Origin of the sequence: Thermus scotoductus DSM 8553, assembly GCF_000381045.1 — a bacterium.
Taxonomy (GTDB): Bacteria; Deinococcota; Deinococci; order Deinococcales; family Thermaceae; genus Thermus; species Thermus scotoductus.
In genome coordinates, this window is the sequence record NZ_KB905738.1 from 36,679 (window position 1) to 53,682 (window position 17,004).

The 17,004-nt window shown below is 65.0% G+C and carries 19 protein-coding genes; 13 read left to right on the plus strand and 6 right to left on the minus strand.

All coding sequences use genetic code 11. The features are described from left to right. Positions 1–7 precede the first annotated feature (7 nt). From F604_RS0105255 to trpD, 8 genes are all read left to right on the plus strand, one after another. The gene (locus F604_RS0105255; protein WP_019550725.1) at positions 8–730 is read left to right on the plus strand and encodes a CsgG/HfaB family protein; all 723 of its coding nucleotides are present in this window, start codon (positions 8–10) and stop codon (positions 728–730) included. Beyond that, positions 696–1,508, plus strand: coding sequence for a hypothetical protein (locus F604_RS0105260; RefSeq protein WP_019550726.1), 813 nt, complete (start codon positions 696–698; stop codon positions 1,506–1,508). Before F604_RS0105255 ends, F604_RS0105260 begins: the two co-directional genes overlap by 35 nt. A gap of 76 nt (positions 1,509–1,584) precedes the next feature. Next, positions 1,585–2,247: a GntR family transcriptional regulator gene (locus F604_RS0105265; RefSeq protein WP_019550727.1), complete on the plus strand. Its 663-nt coding sequence runs from the start codon at positions 1,585–1,587 to the stop codon at positions 2,245–2,247. After that, positions 2,244–3,167: a proline dehydrogenase gene (locus tag F604_RS0105270; RefSeq protein WP_019550728.1), complete on the plus strand. Its 924-nt coding sequence runs from the start codon at positions 2,244–2,246 to the stop codon at positions 3,165–3,167. The genes F604_RS0105265 and F604_RS0105270 overlap by 4 nt, the downstream gene beginning before the upstream one ends. Positions 3,168–3,180: 13 nt before the next feature. Next, entirely contained in the window at positions 3,181–4,731 is a 1,551-nt protein-coding gene (gene pruA, locus F604_RS0105275; RefSeq protein WP_019550729.1) for an L-glutamate gamma-semialdehyde dehydrogenase, read from the plus strand. A gap of 160 nt (positions 4,732–4,891) precedes the next feature. Next, complete coding sequence (gene trpE, locus F604_RS0105280; RefSeq protein WP_019550730.1) at positions 4,892–6,280, plus strand: anthranilate synthase component I; 1,389 nt, start codon at positions 4,892–4,894, stop codon at positions 6,278–6,280. Continuing rightward, positions 6,277–6,858 carry an anthranilate synthase component II gene (locus F604_RS0105285; RefSeq protein ID WP_019550731.1) on the plus strand — a complete coding sequence of 194 codons (582 nt, stop codon included), beginning with the start codon at positions 6,277–6,279 and terminating at the stop codon, positions 6,856–6,858. Before trpE ends, F604_RS0105285 begins: the two co-directional genes overlap by 4 nt. Continuing rightward, positions 6,846–7,835 carry an anthranilate phosphoribosyltransferase gene (gene trpD / locus F604_RS0105290; protein WP_019550732.1) on the plus strand — a complete coding sequence of 330 codons (990 nt, stop codon included), beginning with the start codon at positions 6,846–6,848 and terminating at the stop codon, positions 7,833–7,835. Before F604_RS0105285 ends, trpD begins: the two co-directional genes overlap by 13 nt. Positions 7,836–7,901: 66 nt before the next feature. On the opposite strand, the gene F604_RS0105295 is transcribed toward trpD, so the two are convergent. Genes F604_RS0105295 through F604_RS0105315 form a run of 5 tightly spaced genes read right to left on the minus strand, consistent with a single transcriptional unit; the run spans position 7,902 to position 11,844 of the window. Next, the gene (locus F604_RS0105295; RefSeq protein WP_019550733.1) at positions 7,902–9,128 is read right to left on the minus strand and encodes an adenylosuccinate synthase; all 1,227 of its coding nucleotides are present in this window, start codon (positions 9,126–9,128) and stop codon (positions 7,902–7,904) included. Between the two features lie 11 nt (positions 9,129–9,139). Next, on the minus strand, positions 9,140–9,808 hold the full coding sequence (locus tag F604_RS0105300) for a queuosine precursor transporter (RefSeq protein WP_019550734.1): 669 nt from the start codon (positions 9,806–9,808) through the stop codon (positions 9,140–9,142). Continuing rightward, positions 9,805–10,341, minus strand: a complete 537-nt coding sequence (gene hpt / locus F604_RS0105305; RefSeq protein ID WP_019550735.1) for a hypoxanthine phosphoribosyltransferase — start codon at positions 10,339–10,341, stop codon at positions 9,805–9,807. The genes F604_RS0105300 and hpt overlap by 4 nt, the downstream gene beginning before the upstream one ends. Positions 10,342–10,346: 5 nt before the next feature. Next, positions 10,347–11,057, minus strand: coding sequence for a pseudouridine synthase (locus F604_RS0105310; RefSeq protein WP_019550736.1), 711 nt, complete (start codon positions 11,055–11,057; stop codon positions 10,347–10,349). A 1-nt stretch (position 11,058) separates the two neighbouring features. Beyond that, the gene (locus F604_RS0105315) at positions 11,059–11,844 is read right to left on the minus strand and encodes an enoyl-CoA hydratase/isomerase family protein (RefSeq protein ID WP_019550737.1); all 786 of its coding nucleotides are present in this window, start codon (positions 11,842–11,844) and stop codon (positions 11,059–11,061) included. A 45-nt stretch (positions 11,845–11,889) separates the two neighbouring features. Between F604_RS0105315 and truB the strand changes: the two genes are divergently transcribed. The 5 genes from truB to F604_RS0105340 all read left to right on the plus strand — a co-directional run bounded on the left by truB (position 11,890) and on the right by F604_RS0105340 (position 16,721). After that, positions 11,890–12,828 carry a tRNA pseudouridine(55) synthase TruB gene (gene truB / locus F604_RS0105320; protein ID WP_019550738.1) on the plus strand — a complete coding sequence of 313 codons (939 nt, stop codon included), beginning with the start codon at positions 11,890–11,892 and terminating at the stop codon, positions 12,826–12,828. Between the two features lies 1 nt (position 12,829). Next, positions 12,830–13,939 carry an alanine dehydrogenase gene (gene ald, locus F604_RS0105325; protein WP_015718118.1) on the plus strand — a complete coding sequence of 370 codons (1,110 nt, stop codon included), beginning with the start codon at positions 12,830–12,832 and terminating at the stop codon, positions 13,937–13,939. Position 13,940: 1 nt separating this feature from the next. Beyond that, on the plus strand, positions 13,941–14,282 hold the full coding sequence (locus tag F604_RS0105330) for an Asp23/Gls24 family envelope stress response protein (protein ID WP_019550739.1): 342 nt from the start codon (positions 13,941–13,943) through the stop codon (positions 14,280–14,282). After that, positions 14,275–15,840, plus strand: a complete 1,566-nt coding sequence (locus tag F604_RS0105335) for a DAK2 domain-containing protein (protein ID WP_019550740.1) — start codon at positions 14,275–14,277, stop codon at positions 15,838–15,840. The genes F604_RS0105330 and F604_RS0105335 overlap by 8 nt, the downstream gene beginning before the upstream one ends. A gap of 62 nt (positions 15,841–15,902) precedes the next feature. Further along, on the plus strand, positions 15,903–16,721 hold the full coding sequence (locus F604_RS0105340) for a hypothetical protein (protein WP_019550741.1): 819 nt from the start codon (positions 15,903–15,905) through the stop codon (positions 16,719–16,721). 12 nt (positions 16,722–16,733) lie between these two features. On the opposite strand, the gene F604_RS12600 is transcribed toward F604_RS0105340, so the two are convergent. Next, positions 16,734–17,004: zinc ribbon domain-containing protein (locus F604_RS12600; RefSeq protein ID WP_026328991.1), on the minus strand; the 271-nt coding region annotated here is incomplete at its 5' end.

A 17,004-nucleotide genomic window follows, 5' to 3' on the forward strand; every position in this document is an offset into this window, starting at 1 on the left:
GAACCCTATGAGAAAAGGCCTTGGCCTTCTTGGTGTGGTTTTATTGGCGGTTTTAGCGGCTTGCGCTCCCAGCGTCACCACCAAGACTTCTTCAGGCTTGGAGGGCGAAAATCCCTATGCCAACTACACGGGGCCACGGGCCAAAGCGGTGGTGGCCAACTTCATCTGCGCGGCAGCCCAGTGCCCTCCGGGCGTTGGGGCTTCCATCTCAGAGCTCTTGATGACCGCCCTGATCAACACCAACCACTTCATTCTCTACGACCGCTCGGTGCTTGCGCAAATTCAACAAGAAGCCTACCTCGGGGGCAAACCCCTCAACTTGCAGGGGGCTGAGCTTTTGGTGGTGGGTTCCATAACCGCTTTTGAGCCCGATGCGGGCGGTACCCGGGGGGGTGGTGGTGGTATTCTGGGGGGCCTCTTGGGTGCCTTCGGTGGTGGACAGAAACGCTCGTACGTTGCGGTGGACATGCGGATCGTGGACGCCCAAAGCGGCGCTATCGTTTCCGCTTTCCGCGTGGAGGGCGAGGCCACGGATGTGGATTACGGGGGTCTCCTGGGGATCTTGGGTCCGGGCGCTGCCCTTGGGGGGGGGTTGAAGCAGTACGAGAAGACCCCCATGGGCAAAGCCTTGGCTGTGATGACCTCTAAGGCGGTGGAGGAGATCATTAAGCGTACACCCAGGAGCTACTTCAAGTATGCGCCGGACGGAAAACCTTACCAGCAGCCTTAGGCGCCTTTTTCTCCTTCTGGCCACCCTGATTTTGGGGATGGCCTTGGGCCAAGGGCCCAAAACCCTCGTCCTTGTGAGCCAAGGTGAGCATTGGTGGGATGAGGAGGCGGGTCTTTACGAGGCGGCTTTACGGGAAGAACTCTTGCAGGGGGGCTTTCGGGTGCTGGACGCCGCCCAGGTGCAAAGGGTGGCGGACCGGCAGCTTCTCACCCGCCTGGTGCAGGGGGACGCCTTGGCGGCCATCACCTTGGCCACCAACTTTAAGGCTGACGCCTTGGTGGTAAGCCGGGTCTTCACCTCCCGCGTCCTTGCCACTCAGACCAACGTGGCCACCTTCTACACCTACAAGGCTACGGCGGACGTGCGGCTGGTGATGGCCAGTACAGGCCAAGTGGTGGGCAGTTGGAGTCCGTCCCAGACAGGGACCGGTACCTCCGAGCGGGAAGCGGCTTTTGCGGCCCTGCGCAACCTGGGCAGACAGGTGGGGCAGGAATTGCGCAAGCAAAACTTTTCCGCTTCGGGAGCCAGCCCCGTGGTTCGCTTGACGGTAACTGGCCTTAAGGGCTTCACCGATGCTTCCGTGCTCCTAAGGGAGCTTGGAGCTCAGAAGGGTGTGGTCTCGGCTGAGCGTAAAAGCTTCGCCAACGGCGTCCTCGAGGCCGAGGTGGTCTTCCAAGGGTCCGTGGACGAGCTGGCAGCGCTTCTAGAAAGCCTTCAGCTCCTCCCCTTAGAGATTACGGAGGTGAGCGGCTTTGCCATAGAGGCCCGGGTACGCTGAGGGGGATGGATTTTGAGGGGCGGGGGTTTCCCCGCCCTTGATTTTGGCCCTGGATCGTCCTTACTCTGTATACAGGATGCAGACCCTGGGCTTCCGCCGACCCAACCAGGTGCGCGAGGCGGTCTACGGCCACCTTAAAGACCTCCTCCTCTCCGGGCGTTTCGCCCCGGGGGAAAGGCTTTCCGAGCCCCTTTTGGCCCAAGAGCTCGGGGTTTCCCGCACCCCCGTGCGGGAAACCCTCATGCGCCTTGCCGAGGAGGGCCTGGTGGAGCTGGTGCCGGGCCGGGGGGCCAGGGTGCGGATCTTCAGCCCGGAGGAGGTGGAGGAGGTCTACGGGGTGCGGGCCCTTCTGGAAGGGGAGGCGGCACGGGAGGCAGCCCTTAGGGCCACCCCTTGGGAGCTTGCCGACCTCGAGGCCCGCCTTGAAGCCATTGACGAAGCTCCCCCTGAGGACTACCCCGAGCAGATGCGCCGGGACTTGGAGTTCCACCGGGCCTTGGTGCGGCTTTCCGGGAACAAGACCCTCTACCGCCTCTACGAGGACCTCCTTTCCAGCCTGGCCCTGGTCCGGAGCACCCTGCCCACCCTTTCCCAGGAGGAGGCCACCCGCAAGGAGCACCAGGCCATCCTCGAGGCCCTGAGGAGGCGGGACCCCGAAGGGGCCAAAAGAGCGGTGGAGGCCCACGTGTACCGGTTCCGCGACCTGGTGGCGGTCAGGCTTAGGAAAGGAGGGATATGAACCTGGATTTGTTCTATCGGCAGGCGGTGCTTTCCGTGGCCGGGAACCCCAAGGTGGAGGCCCTCATCAAGACCCGGGCCAGGAGCTTGGTGCGGCGCTATGTGGCGGGGGAGACCTTGGAAGAAGCCCTCGTGGTAGCGGAAAGACTCGAGGCCCAGGGAGTCCACGCCATCTTGGACCTCCTGGGAGAAATGGTGAGAAGCGAGGAGGAGGCCCGCGCTTTCCAGAAGGGGATCCTGGAGCTCATCCGGGCGGTGGCCGGGCGCCCCTGGCCCAAATACGTGTCCTTAAAGCTTACCCAGCTTGGGCTGGACCTCTCCGAGGCCCTGACTTTGGAACTTCTTCGGGAAATGCTTAGGGAGGCGGAGCCCAAGGGGGTCTTCGTGCGGATAGACATGGAGGACTCTCCCCGGGTGGAGGCCACCCTGCGCATCTACAAGGCCTTGCGGGAGGAGGGCTTCAGCGGGGTGGGGGTGGTTTTGCAAAGCTACCTGTTCCGCACGGAAAAGGATTTCTGGGAGCTATTGCCTTACCGGCCCAACCTGCGCCTGGTGAAGGGAGCCTACCGGGAGCCCAAGGAGGTGGCCTTCCAGGATAAGCGCCTCATCGACGCCGAGTTTTTGCACCTGGGGAAGCTAGCCCTGAAGGAAGGGCTTTACGTGGCCTTCGCCACCCACGATCCCAGGCTCATCGCTGAGGTAAAGCGATACACCGGGGCCATGGGCGTGCCCAAGGACCGGTTTGAGTTCCAGTTCCTCTACGGGGTCCGCCCCGAGGAGCAAAGGCGCCTGGCGGAGGAGGGGTACACCGTGCGTGCCTACGTGCCCTACGGCACCCACTGGTACCCCTACCTAAGCCGGCGCATCGCCGAACGGCCCGAAAACCTGTTTTTAGTGTTGCGAAGCCTCTTGGGGGGCTAAAAGGAGGTGTGGCATGACGGTGGAACCTTTTCGCAACCAACCCATAGAGACCTTTCAGACGGAGGAGGCCAAGCGGGAGATGCGGGAGGCCTTAAGGCGGGTTAGGGCCGAGTTTGGCCGCCATTATGGCCTCTACATCGATGGGGCCTGGGTGGATACCCAGGAGAAGATCCAGTCCCTAAACCCCTCGGCCCCCAGCGAGGTGGTGGGGAGTACCGCCAAGGCGGGGGTGGCCGAGGCGGAGGCGGCCTTGGAGGCTGCCTGGCGGGCCTTTAAAACCTGGAAGGACTGGCCCCAGGAGGACCGGAGCCGCCTCCTCCTAAAGGCGGCGGCCCTCATGAAGCGGAGGCGGCGGGAGCTGGAGGCCACCTTGGTCTACGAGATCGGCAAGAACTGGCTGGAGGCCAGCGCCGAGGTGGCCGAGGCCATCGACTTCCTGGAGTACTACGCCCGCCAGGCCCTCAAGTACAAGTACCCTTCCGTGGAGGTGGTGCCCTACCCCGGGGAGGATAACGAAAGCTTTTACATACCCTTGGGGGCTGGGGTGGTCATCGCCCCCTGGAACTTTCCCATCGCCATCTTCACCGGCATGCTGGCTGGGCCCGTGGCGGTGGGGAACACCGTGGTGGCCAAGCCCGCGGAGGACACGGTGGTCATCGCCGCCAAGGTCTTTGAGATCCTCCACGAGGCAGGCTTCCCCCCAGGGGTGGTGAACTTCCTGCCCGGCAAGGGAAGCGAGGTGGGGGCCTATCTGGTGGAGCATCCCAGGACCCGGTTCATCAACTTCACCGGGAGCCTCGAGGTGGGGCTTTGGATCAACCAGGCCGCCGCCAAGCTGGCCCCGGGCCAGCGCTGGATCAAGCGGGTATTCCTGGAGCTCGGTGGCAAGGACGCCATCATCGTGGACGAAACCGCGGATCTGGACGCGGCCACCGAGGGCATCCTCATCTCCGCCTACGGCTTCCAGGGCCAAAAGTGCTCGGCGGCAAGCCGGCTCATCGTCACGGAGAAGGCCTTTGAGCCCTTGATGGAAAGGGTTCTGAAGCGGGCCGAGCGCCTGGTGGTGGGCCCGGCCGAGGAGAACCCCGACCTGGGCCCCGTGGCCAGCAAGGCCCAGGAGGAGAAGATCCTTTCCTACATCGAGATCGGCAAGGGGGAAGGCCAGCTGGTCCTTGGGGGAGAGCGCCTGGAAGGGGAGGGCTACTTCATCGCTCCCACCATCTTCACCGAGGTGTCCCCCACGGCCAAAATCGCCCAGGAGGAGATCTTCGGCCCCGTGCTTTCCGTGATCCGGGTAAAGGACTTCGGGGAGGCCCTCGAGGTGGCCAACAACACCGTCTACGGCCTCACGGGTGGGGTTTACTCCCGCAAGCGGGAGCACCTGGAGCGGGCCAGGCGGGAGTTCCACGTGGGAAACCTCTACTTCAACCGCAAGATCACCGGGGCCCTGGTGGGCGTGCAGCCCTTTGGCGGCTTCAACCTTTCCGGCACCGACACCAAGGCCGGGGGGCCCGATTACCTCCTGCACTTCCTGCAGATGAAGACGGTGGCCGAAAGGTTCTGAGGCTTCCTTGAGGCCCGGCTCCCCCTGGACGCCAGGGGGGGCTTGGGCTATTCTGGGAACATGAGCCCGCTTCCCGCCCTTTGGTGGCCCGGTTAGGTCCCCGGGGGCGGATGGGCGTGTTTCCCCGGGGCTAGGCCCCGGGGTTTTTGTAAGGAGCGGCATGGAAACCATAAGGCCTTTTCGCAAAACCCTCTTGGCGGACCTGGAAACCCCGGTGACCGCTTACCTGAAGCTTTCGGAGAAGGCCCCGGTGAGCTTTCTTCTGGAGTCGGTGGAGCGGGGAAGGCAAAGCCGCTTTTCCATCATCGGGGTGGGGGCCCGGCGCACCTTCCGCTTAAAGGATGGAATCTTCACCATAAACGGGGAACGGGTGGAGACCCAAGACCCCTTGCGTACCCTTTACCAGGCGGTCCGGGCCCCCTTGGAGCGCCACCCTGACCTTCCCCCCTTCTTCGGGGGGGTGGTGGGGTACGCCGCCTACGACCTCATCCGCTCCTACGAGCGCCTGCCCTCCTTAAAGCCCGACGACCTGGGCCTCCCCGACCTCCTCTTCGTGGAGCCCGAGGTGGTGGCGGTCTTTGACCACTTGAAAAACCTCCTGCACCTGGTGGCCCCGGGGCGGGACCTCGAGGAGGCCGAAGCCCGCCTTCTTTGGGCCGAGAAAAAGCTTAAGGGTCCCCTGCCAGGGGTGCCGGGGGAGAGGCCGGGGGGGAGGGCCCGCTTTGAGCCCGACATGAGCCGGGAGGAGTACTTAAGGGCGGTGGAAAGGGCCTTGGAGTACATCCGCGCTGGGGACATCTTCCAGGTGGTCCTCTCCCTACGGCTTTCCTCCCCTCTTACCGTGCATCCCTTTGCCCTATACCGGGCCCTGAGGAGCGTGAACCCTAGCCCTTACATGGGCTACCTGGACCTGGGGGAGGTGGTCTTGGTTTCGGCGAGCCCCGAAAGCCTCCTCCGCTCCGATGGCCGCAAGGTGGTCACCAGGCCCATCGCCGGCACCCGGCCCCGGGGGAGGGACGAGGAGGAGGATAGAAGGCTTGCGGAGGAGCTTCTAAAGGACGAGAAGGAAAGGGCCGAGCACGTGATGCTCCTGGACCTTTCCCGCAACGACATCGGCCGGGTTTCCGCCTTCGGCACGGTGCGGGTCCTGGAGCCCTTGCACGTAGAGTACTACTCCCATGTGATGCACCTGGTGTCCACGGTGGAAGGGATGTTGGCGGAGGGCAAGACCCCCTTGGATGCCTTGGCCAGCGTCCTCCCCATGGGCACGGTTTCGGGAGCCCCCAAGATCCGGGCCATGGAGATCATCGAAGAGCTGGAGCCCCACCGCCGGGGGCCCTATGGGGGAAGCTTTGGCTATCTGGCCTACGATGGGGCCATGGACGTGGCCTTGACCCTGCGTACCTTTGTGATCGCGGGTGGGTGGATGCACGTGCAGGCGGGGGCGGGCATTGTGGCGGACTCGGTGCCGGAAAAGGAGTACGAGGAGTGCTGGAACAAGGCGAAGGCCCTTTTGAAGGCGGTGGAGATGGCGGAGGAGGGGCTATGAAGGTTTTGGTGATCGACAACTACGATAGCTTCACCTACAACCTGGTGCAGTACCTGGGGGAGCTTGGGGCAAGCCCCGTGGTTTGGCGGAACGACCGGTTCGCCCTCGAGGAGGTGGAGGCCCTGGACCCTGACCGCATCCTCATAAGCCCGGGTCCCTGCACCCCCTTGGAGGCGGGGCTTTCCCTGCCCTTGATCGGCCGCTACGCCCCCCGCTACCCCATCCTGGGGGTCTGCCTGGGCCACCAGGCCATCGGCATGGCCTTCGGAGGCAAGGTGGTGCCCGCCCCGGTGATCATGCACGGAAAGGTGAGCGAGATCCACCACGACGGCACCGGCATCTTCCGGGGTCTTCCCAACCCCTTCCCCGCCACCCGCTACCACTCCCTGGTGGTGGAGGAGGTGCCGGAAGACCTCTTGGTGAACGCCTGGGTGGAAGAGGCGGGAAAGAGAACGGTGATGGGCTTCCGCCACCGCCAGTACCCCACCCACGGGGTGCAGTTCCACCCGGAAAGCTACCTGACGGAAGCGGGTAAGATCATCCTTAAGAACTTTCTGGAGGACCCATGGAGGCAGTGAAGAAGGCGCTTTTGGGGGAGGTGCTCACCGAGGAGGAGGCCCACGGCCTCATGCAGGCCATGATGGCCGGGGAGCTTTCCCCCGTGCAGGTGGCGGGGGTGCTCACCGCCATGGCCCTGAGGGGGGAGACCCCCTCGGAGATCGCCGCCATGGCCCGGGCCATGCGGGAAGCGGCCCGGCGCATTCCCGTAAGCCGCAGGCCGCTTTTGGACATCGTGGGCACCGGGGGGGACCACAAGGGGCTTTTGAACCTCTCCACCCTGGGTGCCCTGGTGGCGGCGGCGGGAGGGGTGGCGGTGGCCAAGCACGGAAACCGGGCGGCCAGCTCAAGGGCGGGCTCGGCGGATCTCCTCGAGGCCCTGGGGGTGAACCTGGAGGCTTCCCCTGAGCGGGTGGGGGAGGCCATTGAGGCGCTGGGCTTTGGTTTCCTCTTCGCCCGGGTTTTCCACCCCGCCATGCGCCACGTGGCCCCCGTGAGGGCCGAGCTGGGTATTCGCACGGTTTTCAACCTGCTTGGCCCCCTCACCAACCCTGCGGGGGCCGACCGGTATGTCCTTGGGGTTTTCAGCCCCCGGTGGCTTGCCCCCATGGCCGAGGCCCTGGGGCACCTGGGGGCCAAGGGGCTGGTGGTCCATGGGGAGGGGGCGGACGAGCTCATCCTGGGGGAGAACCAGGTGGTGGAGGTGGGGAAGGGAGCCTACACCCTGGTCCCCGAGGAGGTGGGGCTGGAGGCGTATCCCCTCGAGGCCCTAAAGGGCGGCTCCCCAGTGGAGAACGCCGAGCTGGCCAAAAGGATCCTAAGGGGGGAGGAGAAAGGCCCTCACGCCCAAGGGGTGGCCCTGGCGGCGGGGGCGGGCTTCTACGCGGCGGGCAAGGCGGCCACCCTGCGGGAGGGGGTGCGCCTGGCCCAGGAGGTCCTGGCCTCCGGGGAGGCCTACGGGCTTTTGGAGCGGTACGTGGCCTTCTTAAGGGGGTAGGGCCCTGGAGACGGGATCTGCCAGGGCCTCCCACCCTGGCGAAGGCCAGGGTGGGTTGGGGTGGCCTTAGACCCAGCTCACCGCCCCGAAGGTGTCCTCCCGTCTTGGGCTTGTGGAGAAGAGGACCACGGGCACCCCGGTGTATTCCTCAATAAGCTCCAGGTAGCGCCTTAAGGAGGGGGGAAGGTCCTCCCGGCTTCGCACCCCGGAAAGGTCCCCCCAGCCCTCCAGCTCCAGGTAGCGCACGGCCTCAGGGCTCGCCTCCCCGGGCCGGGCCCCATCCAGGTACTCCACCGCCACCTTCACCTTTTCCAGGCCGGAAAGCACATCCAGCTTGGTGATGGCCAGGCCGTCAAAGCCGTTCACCTCACAGGCGTACTTGAGGGCCACCAGGTCCAGCCAGCCCACCCGCCTGGGCCTGCCCGTGGTGGTGCCGTATTCCCCGCCCCTTTCCCTTAAATAATGGGCCAGCTCCCCCTGAAGCTCCGTGGGGAAAGGGCCTTCCCCCACCCGGGTGGCGTAGGCCTTGGCCACCCCGTAGACCTTGGTGATGGCCTTGTGGTTTAGCCCTGTGCCCACCAGGATGCCTCCCACCGTGGGGTGGGAGCTGGTCACGTAGGGGTAGGTGCCGTAGTTGAGGTCCAGGAGGGTGGCCTGGGCCCCCTCAAAGAGAAGGCGCTTGCCCCGCTTCAGGGCCTCCCGCAAGAGGCTTCCGGTGTCCGCCACGAAGGGGGCCAGGACCTCCCGCATCCGGTAAAGGTCGGCCAGGGCCTTTTCCTCCGTGTCCCAGCCCGCTTCCCGGGTGGAGTTGGGTTTTTCCAAAAGGAGGCGGCGCACCCGTTCCCTTAACGCCTCCTCCTTTAAGAGGTCCCCGGCCCTTATCCCCACCCTCCTGGCCCGGTCGGAGTAGGCGGGGCCGATGCCCCGGCCGGTGGTGCCCACGAAGTTATGGCGGCTTTCCACGTGCTTGTGGTGGGGAAGGACCAGGTGGGCCCGTTCCGAAACCAGCACCTGAGGGTTAAACCCCTCCTTTCTCAGGGCCGCAAGCTCCTCCTGGAAGCGGAAGGGATCTATGACCATCCCGTCCCCCAGGATGTTCACCGCATGGGGATGGATGACCCCTGAGGGCAAGAGGTTCAGCTTGAAGACCCGCCCCTCCGCCACCACCGTGTGGCCCGCGTTGGCCCCGCCTTGGTAGCGGATCACGTAATCGGCTTCCTGAGCGAGGGCATCCACCACCTTACCCTTGCCCTCGTCCCCCCACTGGGCTCCTATGATGGCGACTCCCGGCATCCCCTTAAAGCTTACGCCAAGCGGAAGGGATTGAAGTCCGTGTCCCGGTCGTAGACGTCAAGCCCTTCCACCCGCTTAAGGAAGCCCACCACCCCGTAGGTGATGGGGAGCATGAGGGCCTCCACCCCCACCTTGAACACGTAGTTGGAGAGGAAGACCGCAAGGAGCACCTCTTTGGGAAAGACCCCGTAGAAGGCCACCAGGAGGAAGATGCCGGTGTCCAACCCCTGGCCCACCAGGGTGGAGGTGAGGGCCCTTAGCCAGAAAAAGCGCCCTTCCGTCTTCACCTTAAGCTTGGCCAGGACGTAGGCGTTGGCGAACTCCCCCACGAAGTAGGCCAGGAGGCTTCCCAGGACGATCCTGGGGGTAAGGCCCAGAAGGAGGCCGAAGGCCTGAGCGAAGCGCTGGCTTTCCTCATCCTTGGGGGCGGGGAGGGCGGCTACCCCCTGGAAGGTGAGGGTGGCGAGGAGGAGGGCGAAAAAGCCAAGCCAAATAACCCGGCGGCTACGGCGGTAGCCGTAGACCTCGGTGAGCACGTCCCCGAAGATGTAGGCCAAGGGGAAAAGCAGGGTGCCGCCGTCAAAGGTGAAGGGCCCCAGCACCACCAGCTTGGTGGAGGCCACGTTGGAAACCAAAAGCACGGCGGCGAAGAGAACGGCGATCAGGTCCAGGTACTTCATTCTTCCTCCGGGCGGATGGAGGTGATGAAGGGCAGGTTGCGGTCAAACTGGGCCCGGTCCAGGCCGTAGCCGTAGACGTAGGCGTCCTCGATCTCAAAGCCCAGGTAGTGGATGGGCACCTCCACCTGGCGCCGGCTGGGCTTGGAGAGGAGGGCGGCCACCCGCACCGAGGCGGGTTTGCGGGCCTCGAGGTAATCCAGGAGGTAGGAGAGGGTGAGCCCGGTGTCCACGATGTCCTCCACCACGATCACATCCCGGCCATGGATGGGGAGGCGGAGGTCCTTAAGGAGCTCCACCTCGCCGCTAGACTTGAAGGCGTTCCCGTAGGAGCTGATGGCGATGAAGTCCAGGGTCAGGGGCAGGGGGATAGCCCTGACCAAGTCGGCCATGAAGATGAAGGCCCCGTTCAACACGCAGATCAGATGGGGGGTTTTCCCCTGGTAGTCCTGGGCGATCTGGGCTCCCAGCTCTTTTACCCGCTTCTCTATGGCCTCGGCTGGGATTTGCACGGGTCCGTTCCCCGCAGTGAACATGGCCCTTATTCTACCGGGGTTTCCCGTAAAAGGGCTTCCACCTCCCTTGGCGAAAGTCGCCGCCACTTCCCCGGGGGTAGGTGGCCCAGGTAGATGGGTCCCACCTGGAGCCTGATGAGCCTCTTCACCGGGTAGCCCACGGCCTTCAACATCCTTCGTACCTCCCGCTTCCGGCCCTCCGCCAGGGTGAGGAGGGCACCCCCGGGAGCTGGCCGGCAGGCCAGGGCCCGGGCAGGGCCATCCTCGAGGTCCACTCCCTCTAAAAGCCGCTGACAAATGGCCAGGGGTAGGGTGCCCCTTTCGGTATAGACCCGGTAGACCTTCTTGACCCCGTAGCGGGGGTGGGTGAGGCGGAGGGTCAGGTGGCCGTCGTTGGTGAGGAGGAGGAGCCCCTCCGAGTCCCGGTCCAGGCGGCCTATGGGGTGCAGGCCCGGGATACTGGGCAGAAGGTCATAGACCGTCTTTTGGGCGTGGGGGTCATGGCGGGTGGTGGTGTAGCCCCTGGGCTTGTGGAGGGCGAGGACGATCCTTTCCCGGGGGGGTTCCACGGGTTTCCCGTCCACCTCCACCACGTCCCCCGGGTTCACCTTTTGCCCCAAGACGGCCACCTTTCCGTTCACCCGCACCCGGCCTTGGCGGATAAGCTCCTCCGCCTTCCTGCGGCTTCCCACGCCGGCGCGGGCCAGGAAGGCCTGTAGGCGCAGGGGTTTCTCCATGCTAGAACTGGGGTTTGCGCTTTTCCTTAAGCGCCCGTAGCCCTTCTTCCAATGCTTCTCCTTGGAACCCCAAAAACTCCAGGGCCAAGGACACCTCAAAGTGGGGCACGAAGGTGCGGAACCAGTTGTTCAGGGCGTGCTTGGTGAGGCTTAGGGCCTCCTTAGGGCCTTCGGCCAGGCGCGTGGCCACCTCGAGGGCCTTTTCGTAAACTCTTCCGTCCTCCACAGCCAAGGCCACGAGGCCCAGCCTTTCCGCCTCCTCTCCCGTCAGGGGCTCGTTCAGGAAGAGGTGGTACTTGGCCTTGGCCATGCCCACCAGGAGGGGCCACAGGAGGACCGCATGGTCCCCGGCTGCCACCCCAAGCCTAAGGTGACCGTCCAGAAGCCTGGCCTTCTTGCCCACCACCACCACGTCGCTGGCCAGAGCCAAGGCCAGCCCCGCTCCCACCGCCACCCCCTCCACCGCGGCCACCACCGGCCTGGGGAAGTCCATGGGCCCGAGCACCAGCTCCCTCGCCTCCCAAAAGACCCGCATCAAGGCTTGGTGGGAGGAGCGCATTTCCTCGATGAGGGCGAAGGAACCCCCGGCGGAGAAGACCCCACCCTCGCCCCTTAGGAGAACCGCCCTTATCCCTTCCAGCTCCCTTAAATCCTGCCAGATGCGGGCCAGGTCCCGGTGGGCTTCGGGGCCCAAGGCGTTAAGCTTTTCCCCTTTTAGGGTGATCTCCAGCACCCCGGGCCGGGGCCAGGTGAAGGAAAGGCTGGGGTAACGGCCTTCTAGGTCCATGCCTCCATTCTTTCCCCTGGCGGGTGGTGATACAATCCCCTAGGCATGGCCCTCTATGCGGTGGACAAGCCCCTCCACCTCACCTCCCATGATGCGGTGGAGGAGGCGAGGCGCCTTCTTGGTACCCGCCGGGTGGGGCATACGGGAACCCTGGACCCCCTGGCCACGGGCCTTCTCCTTCTGGTTTCCGACGAGAGCACCAAGCTGGTTCCCTTCCTCTCGGGGGAGGACAAGGAGTACATCGCTTGGGTTTCCTTCGGGGCCACCACTCCCACCCTGGATGCGGAAGGGCCGGTGAGCGAGGAAGCGCCGGTGCGCTTTGACCGCAAGGACTTGGAAAGCGTTCTCCCTTCCTTTTTGAAGCTCAAGGAGCAGGTGCCTCCCCTCTACTCCGCCATCAAGGTGGGGGGGAAAAGGGCCTACGAGGCCGCTCGGGAGGGGAAGCCCTTGGAGCTTGGCCCGAGGCCGGTAAAGTACCTGGAGGTGGAACTCCTGGCCTTGGATCCTGAACCCATACCCCATCCCATCGCTCCTTCGGCCAAGGGCTGGCGGCTTGCGGAAAAGGGCGGGCGCAAGGTGGAGCTTCCCAGGCCCTTGGGGCCTTACCCCACCGCGGTGATCCGCCTGGTGGTGGGCCCCGGCACCTATGTGCGGGCCTTTGCCCGGGACCTGGGGGAAAGGCTCAAAACCAAGGCCTTTCTCTCGGGGTTGGTGCGCACCCGTATCGGCAAGGTGGGGCTGGAACGGGCGGTGAAGCTTTCCGAGCTTTCCCCGGAAAAGGCCATCCCTGAAACCGATATTCTGCCCTTTCCCGTGGTGGAGCTTTCCCACACCGAGGCCCGGCGCGTTTTGGAGGGGGTTCCGCTGCCCATTCCCGCCCTGGGCTACGTGGCCTTGGTGGATTCCCGGAGAAGGCTTCTAGCCATCGCCGAGGGGGATGGCTTCAAGCTCAAGATAAGGCGTGTCTTTGTCAAGGAGGCGTAGTATGGTGATCGGCGTACCCAAAGAGATCAAGACCCTGGAAAACCGCGTGGCCATGACCCCAGGTGGGGTGGAAAGCCTGGTCAAGCGGGGGCATACCGTCTTGGTGGAGCGGGGGGCGGGTGTGGGCTCCGGCCTATCCGATGCCGAGTACGAGCGGGCGGGGGCCGAGCTGGTGAGCCGGGAAGAGGCCTGGGGGGCGGAGATGGTGGTGAAGGTGAAGGAGCCCCTCCCTGAGGAGTATCCCTTTTTGCGCCCCGGGCTTATCCTCTTTACCTATCTGCACCTGGCCGCTGACCGCCTTCTCACCGAGGCCATGCTGCAAAGCGGGGTCACGGGGATAGCCTACGAAACCGTGCAGCTTCCCGATGGCTCCCTGCCCCTCCTGGTGCCCATGAGCGAGGTGGCGGGGCGCATGGCCCCCCAGGTGGGGGCCCAGTTCCTGGAGAAGCCCCACGGGGGGCGGGGGGTACTTCTCGGGGGGGTTCCCGGGGTGGCCCCGGCCAGCGTGGTCATCCTGGGGGGTGGCACCGTGGGCACCAACGCCGCCAAGATCGCCTTGGGCATGGGGGCCCAGGTGACCATCCTGGACGTGAACCACAAGCGCCTCCAGTATCTGGACGATATCTTTGGGGGCCGGGTCATCACCCTCACCGCCACCGAGGCCAACATCAAGAAGAGCATCCAGCACGCCGACCTCCTCATCGGGGCGGTCTTGGTGCCGGGGGCCAAGGCCCCCAAGCTGGTCACCCGGGATATGCTTCCCCTCATGAAGGAGGGCTCGGTGATCGTGGATGTGGCCGTGGACCAAGGGGGATGTGTGGAGACCATCCGCCCCACCACCCACGCCGAGCCCACCTATGTGGTGGAAGGGGTGGTGCACTACGGGGTGGCCAACATGCCGGGAGCGGTGCCCAGGACCAGTACCTTTGCCCTCACCAACCAGACCCTCCCCTACGTGCTGAAGCTGGCGGAGAAGGGCCTTCAAGCCCTCCTGGAGGATGGCGCTCTTCTTAGGGGCTTGAACACCCACCAAGGGCTTCTCACCCATCCCGGGGTGGCGGAGGCCTTCGGCCTGCCCTATACTCCCCCGGAGGAGGCCCTAAGGAGGTAGGATGCAAGGACGGGTGACGGTAACCGAAAGGGCTTTGGCCTCCCTTCTGGCCCTGGCGGCCCATGAGGTGCCGGGGGTGGTGGGGATGGCTCCGGCAGGGCTTAAGGACCAGGTGGTGCGCATCCTGGGGCGGCAGGAGGCCAGCGAGGGCGTGGTGGTGCGCCAGGACCCTGCCAACCCGGGTAAGTACACGGCGGACTTCTACGTGGTGGTGGCGGTGGGGACCCGGATTCCCACGGTGGTGGAGTCCTTGGCGGAGCGGGTAGCCTTTGCTGCCAAAAAACTGGCCGGGGTGGAGCTTTCCCAGGTGCGGGTGCACGTGGTGGGGGTGGGGCGTGGGTAGCCTAAGGCCGGAGGAAGTGGCCGAGGCCTTCCGCTATGCCACGGACTGGTTTTCCGTGTTCGTGGAGGAGATCAACGCCCTCAACGTCTACCCCGTCCCCGATGGGGATACGGGCACCAACATGCACCTCACCCTCCAGTCCGCCCGGCGGGAGCTGGATCTGGCCGACACCTCCAAGATGCCCGAGGTGGCCCGGGCCATCGCCTACGGGAGCCTTTTGGGAGCCCGGGGGAACAGCGGGGTGATCCTTTCCCAGATCCTGAAGGGGTTCAGCGAGGTCCTCCGCAAAAAGGAGGTGCTGGATGCTCCCACCCTGGCTGAGGCCCTGCGCCTGGGGGCGGAAACCGGCTATAGGGCGGTGATGAAGCCGGTGGAGGGCACCATCCTCACCGTGGCCCGGGCGGCTGGGGAAGGGGCCCAAGGGGAGACCCTCGAGGAAACCCTGGAAAATGCCCTTGGTGCAGCCCAAAGGGCCCTGGAGAAGACCCCGGACCTCCTTCCCGTGCTGAAGCAGGCGGGGGTGGTGGACGCTGGGGGTGCGGGGTACGTGCGCTTTTTGGAAGGCATCCGGGGATACCTCCTTAGGCTCCCCCTGCCCGAGCCCCCCAAGGTGGAGCGCTACGCCCAGACCGCCTTCGCCACCGAGGAGTTTGGCTACTGCACCGAGTTCCTCATGGAGGGGGTGGAGGTGCCCGTAGAGCGGATCCGGGAGGTGGTGGCGCCTTTCGGGGATTCCCTGCTTCTGGTGGGGGCCGAGGGCTATATGAAGGGGCACATCCATACCGACGACCCCGATGGCCTCCTGGCCACCGTGGCCCGCTTCGGCCGCATGGTGCGCACCAAGGTGGAGGACATGACCGAGCAACACACGGAGATCCTGGCCATGGCGGGGGCCGGGGAGGAAGCCCCTCCCCCCACGGGCCTGGTGGTGGTGGCCCTGGGGCATGGCCCGAGTCGGGTCTTCCGCAGCCTGGGGGCCCGGGTGGTGGCGGGAGGGCAGACGCAAAACCCCAGCGTGGAGGACCTGCTTTCCGCCATCAGGAGCGTGGCCAGCCCCAAGGTGATCCTCCTGCCCAACAACCCCAACGTCTTCCTGGCGGCGGAGAAGGCGGCGGAGCTCGCTAAGGAGCTAGGCAAAGAGGTGTACGTGCTCAAAACCCGCACCCTGGGCCAGGGCCTGGCGGCGGCCGTGCGCTACTTTCCCGAGGTGGAAGCGGAGGAGCTTCTTCCGGAGATGGAGGAAGCCATGAAGGGGGCGGTGACCCTCGAGGTCACCTGGGCCAGCCGGGACGCCGAGGTGGACGGGGTAAAGGTCCTGAAGGATAAGCCCATCGGGCTTCTAGATGGCAGGCTGGTCCTCATGGGGGAAACCCCCGAGGAGGTGCTGGAGGGCCTTATCCGCCTGGCCGGGGAAGGTAAGGAGATCCTCACCCTTTTCCTGGGTCCCAACACCCCCAAGGAAAAGGCCGAGGAAGTGGCCAGGAAGTTCCCGGGGCTCGTGGTGGAGATCCTTCCCGGCGGGCCCGAGCTCTACGCCTACCTGGGGGTTTTGGAGTAGCCTAAAGAAAGCCTAAGCTCCTTCCCCCTTTCCCTAGGTATCCTTAAGGAGAAGGGGGATTTATGTGGTGGGATAGGCCAGGAATAGCCAGGGGTTTTCTTGCCGGCCTTGTGGCCTTGGTGCTTACGGCCTGTAACCTGCAAGGCGCTCCACCGGTGAGCGGGGACCTGCCCGTAGGAGGGGATGTCATTGCCCAACTTCCCCCTGCCCAGGAAAGCGGTGGGGAGCTCCGCCCCGGGGTGAGGGTGTACCGTATCGTTCTTCCTCAGGATGGGGCGGTGCGGGTAAGTGCGGTTTCCGCCGATCTCCAACTAAGGGCCCGGCTTCGCCTGGTGCTTTTGGACCAACAGGGGGTGGTGCAGGCGGTGAGCGTGGCCCGGAACTGGTTTGCCGCCAGGCAGGAGCTTGCGCCCCTTTCCTTACGGCCCCAGATCACCACCGACCTCGGGTACCGCCTGAACTTTAAGGGCCAGGAAGGCCAGGTCTTTTACCTAAGGGTGGAAAACTACGCCTTAAGCGAGGACCAGGTGACCCTGTACGCCGACGCCTTTACCCCCAACCCTGCAGGAAACGGGGAAGCCTTCACCACCGGGACCAAGCAGGGGGCCATAGAGTTCGTGGGCGAGTTTGACCGCTATGACGTGGCCTCGGCCACGGGGTACCTGCGCCTTACCTACTCCGGTCCCTTGGACCTGGTGGCCCGCCTCTACCTTTCCCCCGCAGACCCCAACCCCCTGACCTTGGATCCCGTGATGAATTGCGCCCAGATCAGCCCAGCCACCCTTCTCGTGGTGCGTGACCGGGGTCTGGCCCGGGCCGGGTTTGACGAGGAGAATAGCGGGCGGTACAGCCTGGAGATCTCCTCTAACCCCTGTCCGTGACGACTCCCCGGACTAAAGTCCGGGGCTTCTCGGGGTGTTTCCCTGCGGGAAAGCACGCGGGGTCTCCCCCGAAGGCCCCGTCCAGGCCCTAGCCAGGATGTTTTGGGCAGCGGCCACATCCCGGTGGAGAAGCGCCCCACACTGGGGACAGGTGTACGCCCGCACCCAGAGAGGCTTCTTCTCCCTATGGCCGCACACCGGGCAGTCCTGGCTGGTGTACTTGGGGTCTACCTTGATGACTCGCCTACCAGCTTCTTCCGCTTTGTAGGCGAGGATTGCGAGA

Excerpts from the sequence above, each read along its gene's own strand:
- F604_RS0105310 (WP_019550736.1), bottom strand. The coding sequence starts at position 11,057 with ATGGAGAAACCCCTGCGCCTACAGGCCTTCCTGGCCCGCGCCGGCGTG.
- truB (WP_019550738.1), top strand. The coding sequence starts at position 11,890 with ATGGCCCTCTATGCGGTGGACAAGCCCCTCCACCTCACCTCCCATGAT.
- hpt (WP_019550735.1), bottom strand. The coding sequence starts at position 10,341 with ATGTTCACTGCGGGGAACGGACCCGTGCAAATCCCAGCCGAGGCCATA.
- F604_RS0105285 (WP_019550731.1), top strand. The coding sequence starts at position 6,277 with ATGAAGGTTTTGGTGATCGACAACTACGATAGCTTCACCTACAACCTG.
- F604_RS0105315 (WP_019550737.1), bottom strand. The coding sequence starts at position 11,844 with ATGGACCTAGAAGGCCGTTACCCCAGCCTTTCCTTCACCTGGCCCCGG.
- F604_RS0105295 (WP_019550733.1), bottom strand. The coding sequence starts at position 9,128 with ATGCCGGGAGTCGCCATCATAGGAGCCCAGTGGGGGGACGAGGGCAAG.
- F604_RS0105340 (WP_019550741.1), top strand. The coding sequence starts at position 15,903 with ATGTGGTGGGATAGGCCAGGAATAGCCAGGGGTTTTCTTGCCGGCCTT.
- F604_RS0105300 (WP_019550734.1), bottom strand. The coding sequence starts at position 9,808 with ATGAAGTACCTGGACCTGATCGCCGTTCTCTTCGCCGCCGTGCTTTTG.
- F604_RS0105260 (WP_019550726.1), top strand. The coding sequence starts at position 696 with ATGCGCCGGACGGAAAACCTTACCAGCAGCCTTAGGCGCCTTTTTCTC.
- F604_RS0105330 (WP_019550739.1), top strand. The coding sequence starts at position 13,941 with ATGCAAGGACGGGTGACGGTAACCGAAAGGGCTTTGGCCTCCCTTCTG.
- trpD (WP_019550732.1), top strand. The coding sequence starts at position 6,846 with ATGGAGGCAGTGAAGAAGGCGCTTTTGGGGGAGGTGCTCACCGAGGAG.
- pruA (WP_019550729.1), top strand. The coding sequence starts at position 3,181 with ATGACGGTGGAACCTTTTCGCAACCAACCCATAGAGACCTTTCAGACG.
- F604_RS0105265 (WP_019550727.1), top strand. The coding sequence starts at position 1,585 with ATGCAGACCCTGGGCTTCCGCCGACCCAACCAGGTGCGCGAGGCGGTC.
- trpE (WP_019550730.1), top strand. The coding sequence starts at position 4,892 with ATGGAAACCATAAGGCCTTTTCGCAAAACCCTCTTGGCGGACCTGGAA.
- F604_RS0105255 (WP_019550725.1), top strand. The coding sequence starts at position 8 with ATGAGAAAAGGCCTTGGCCTTCTTGGTGTGGTTTTATTGGCGGTTTTA.
- ald (WP_015718118.1), top strand. The coding sequence starts at position 12,830 with ATGGTGATCGGCGTACCCAAAGAGATCAAGACCCTGGAAAACCGCGTG.
- F604_RS0105270 (WP_019550728.1), top strand. The coding sequence starts at position 2,244 with ATGAACCTGGATTTGTTCTATCGGCAGGCGGTGCTTTCCGTGGCCGGG.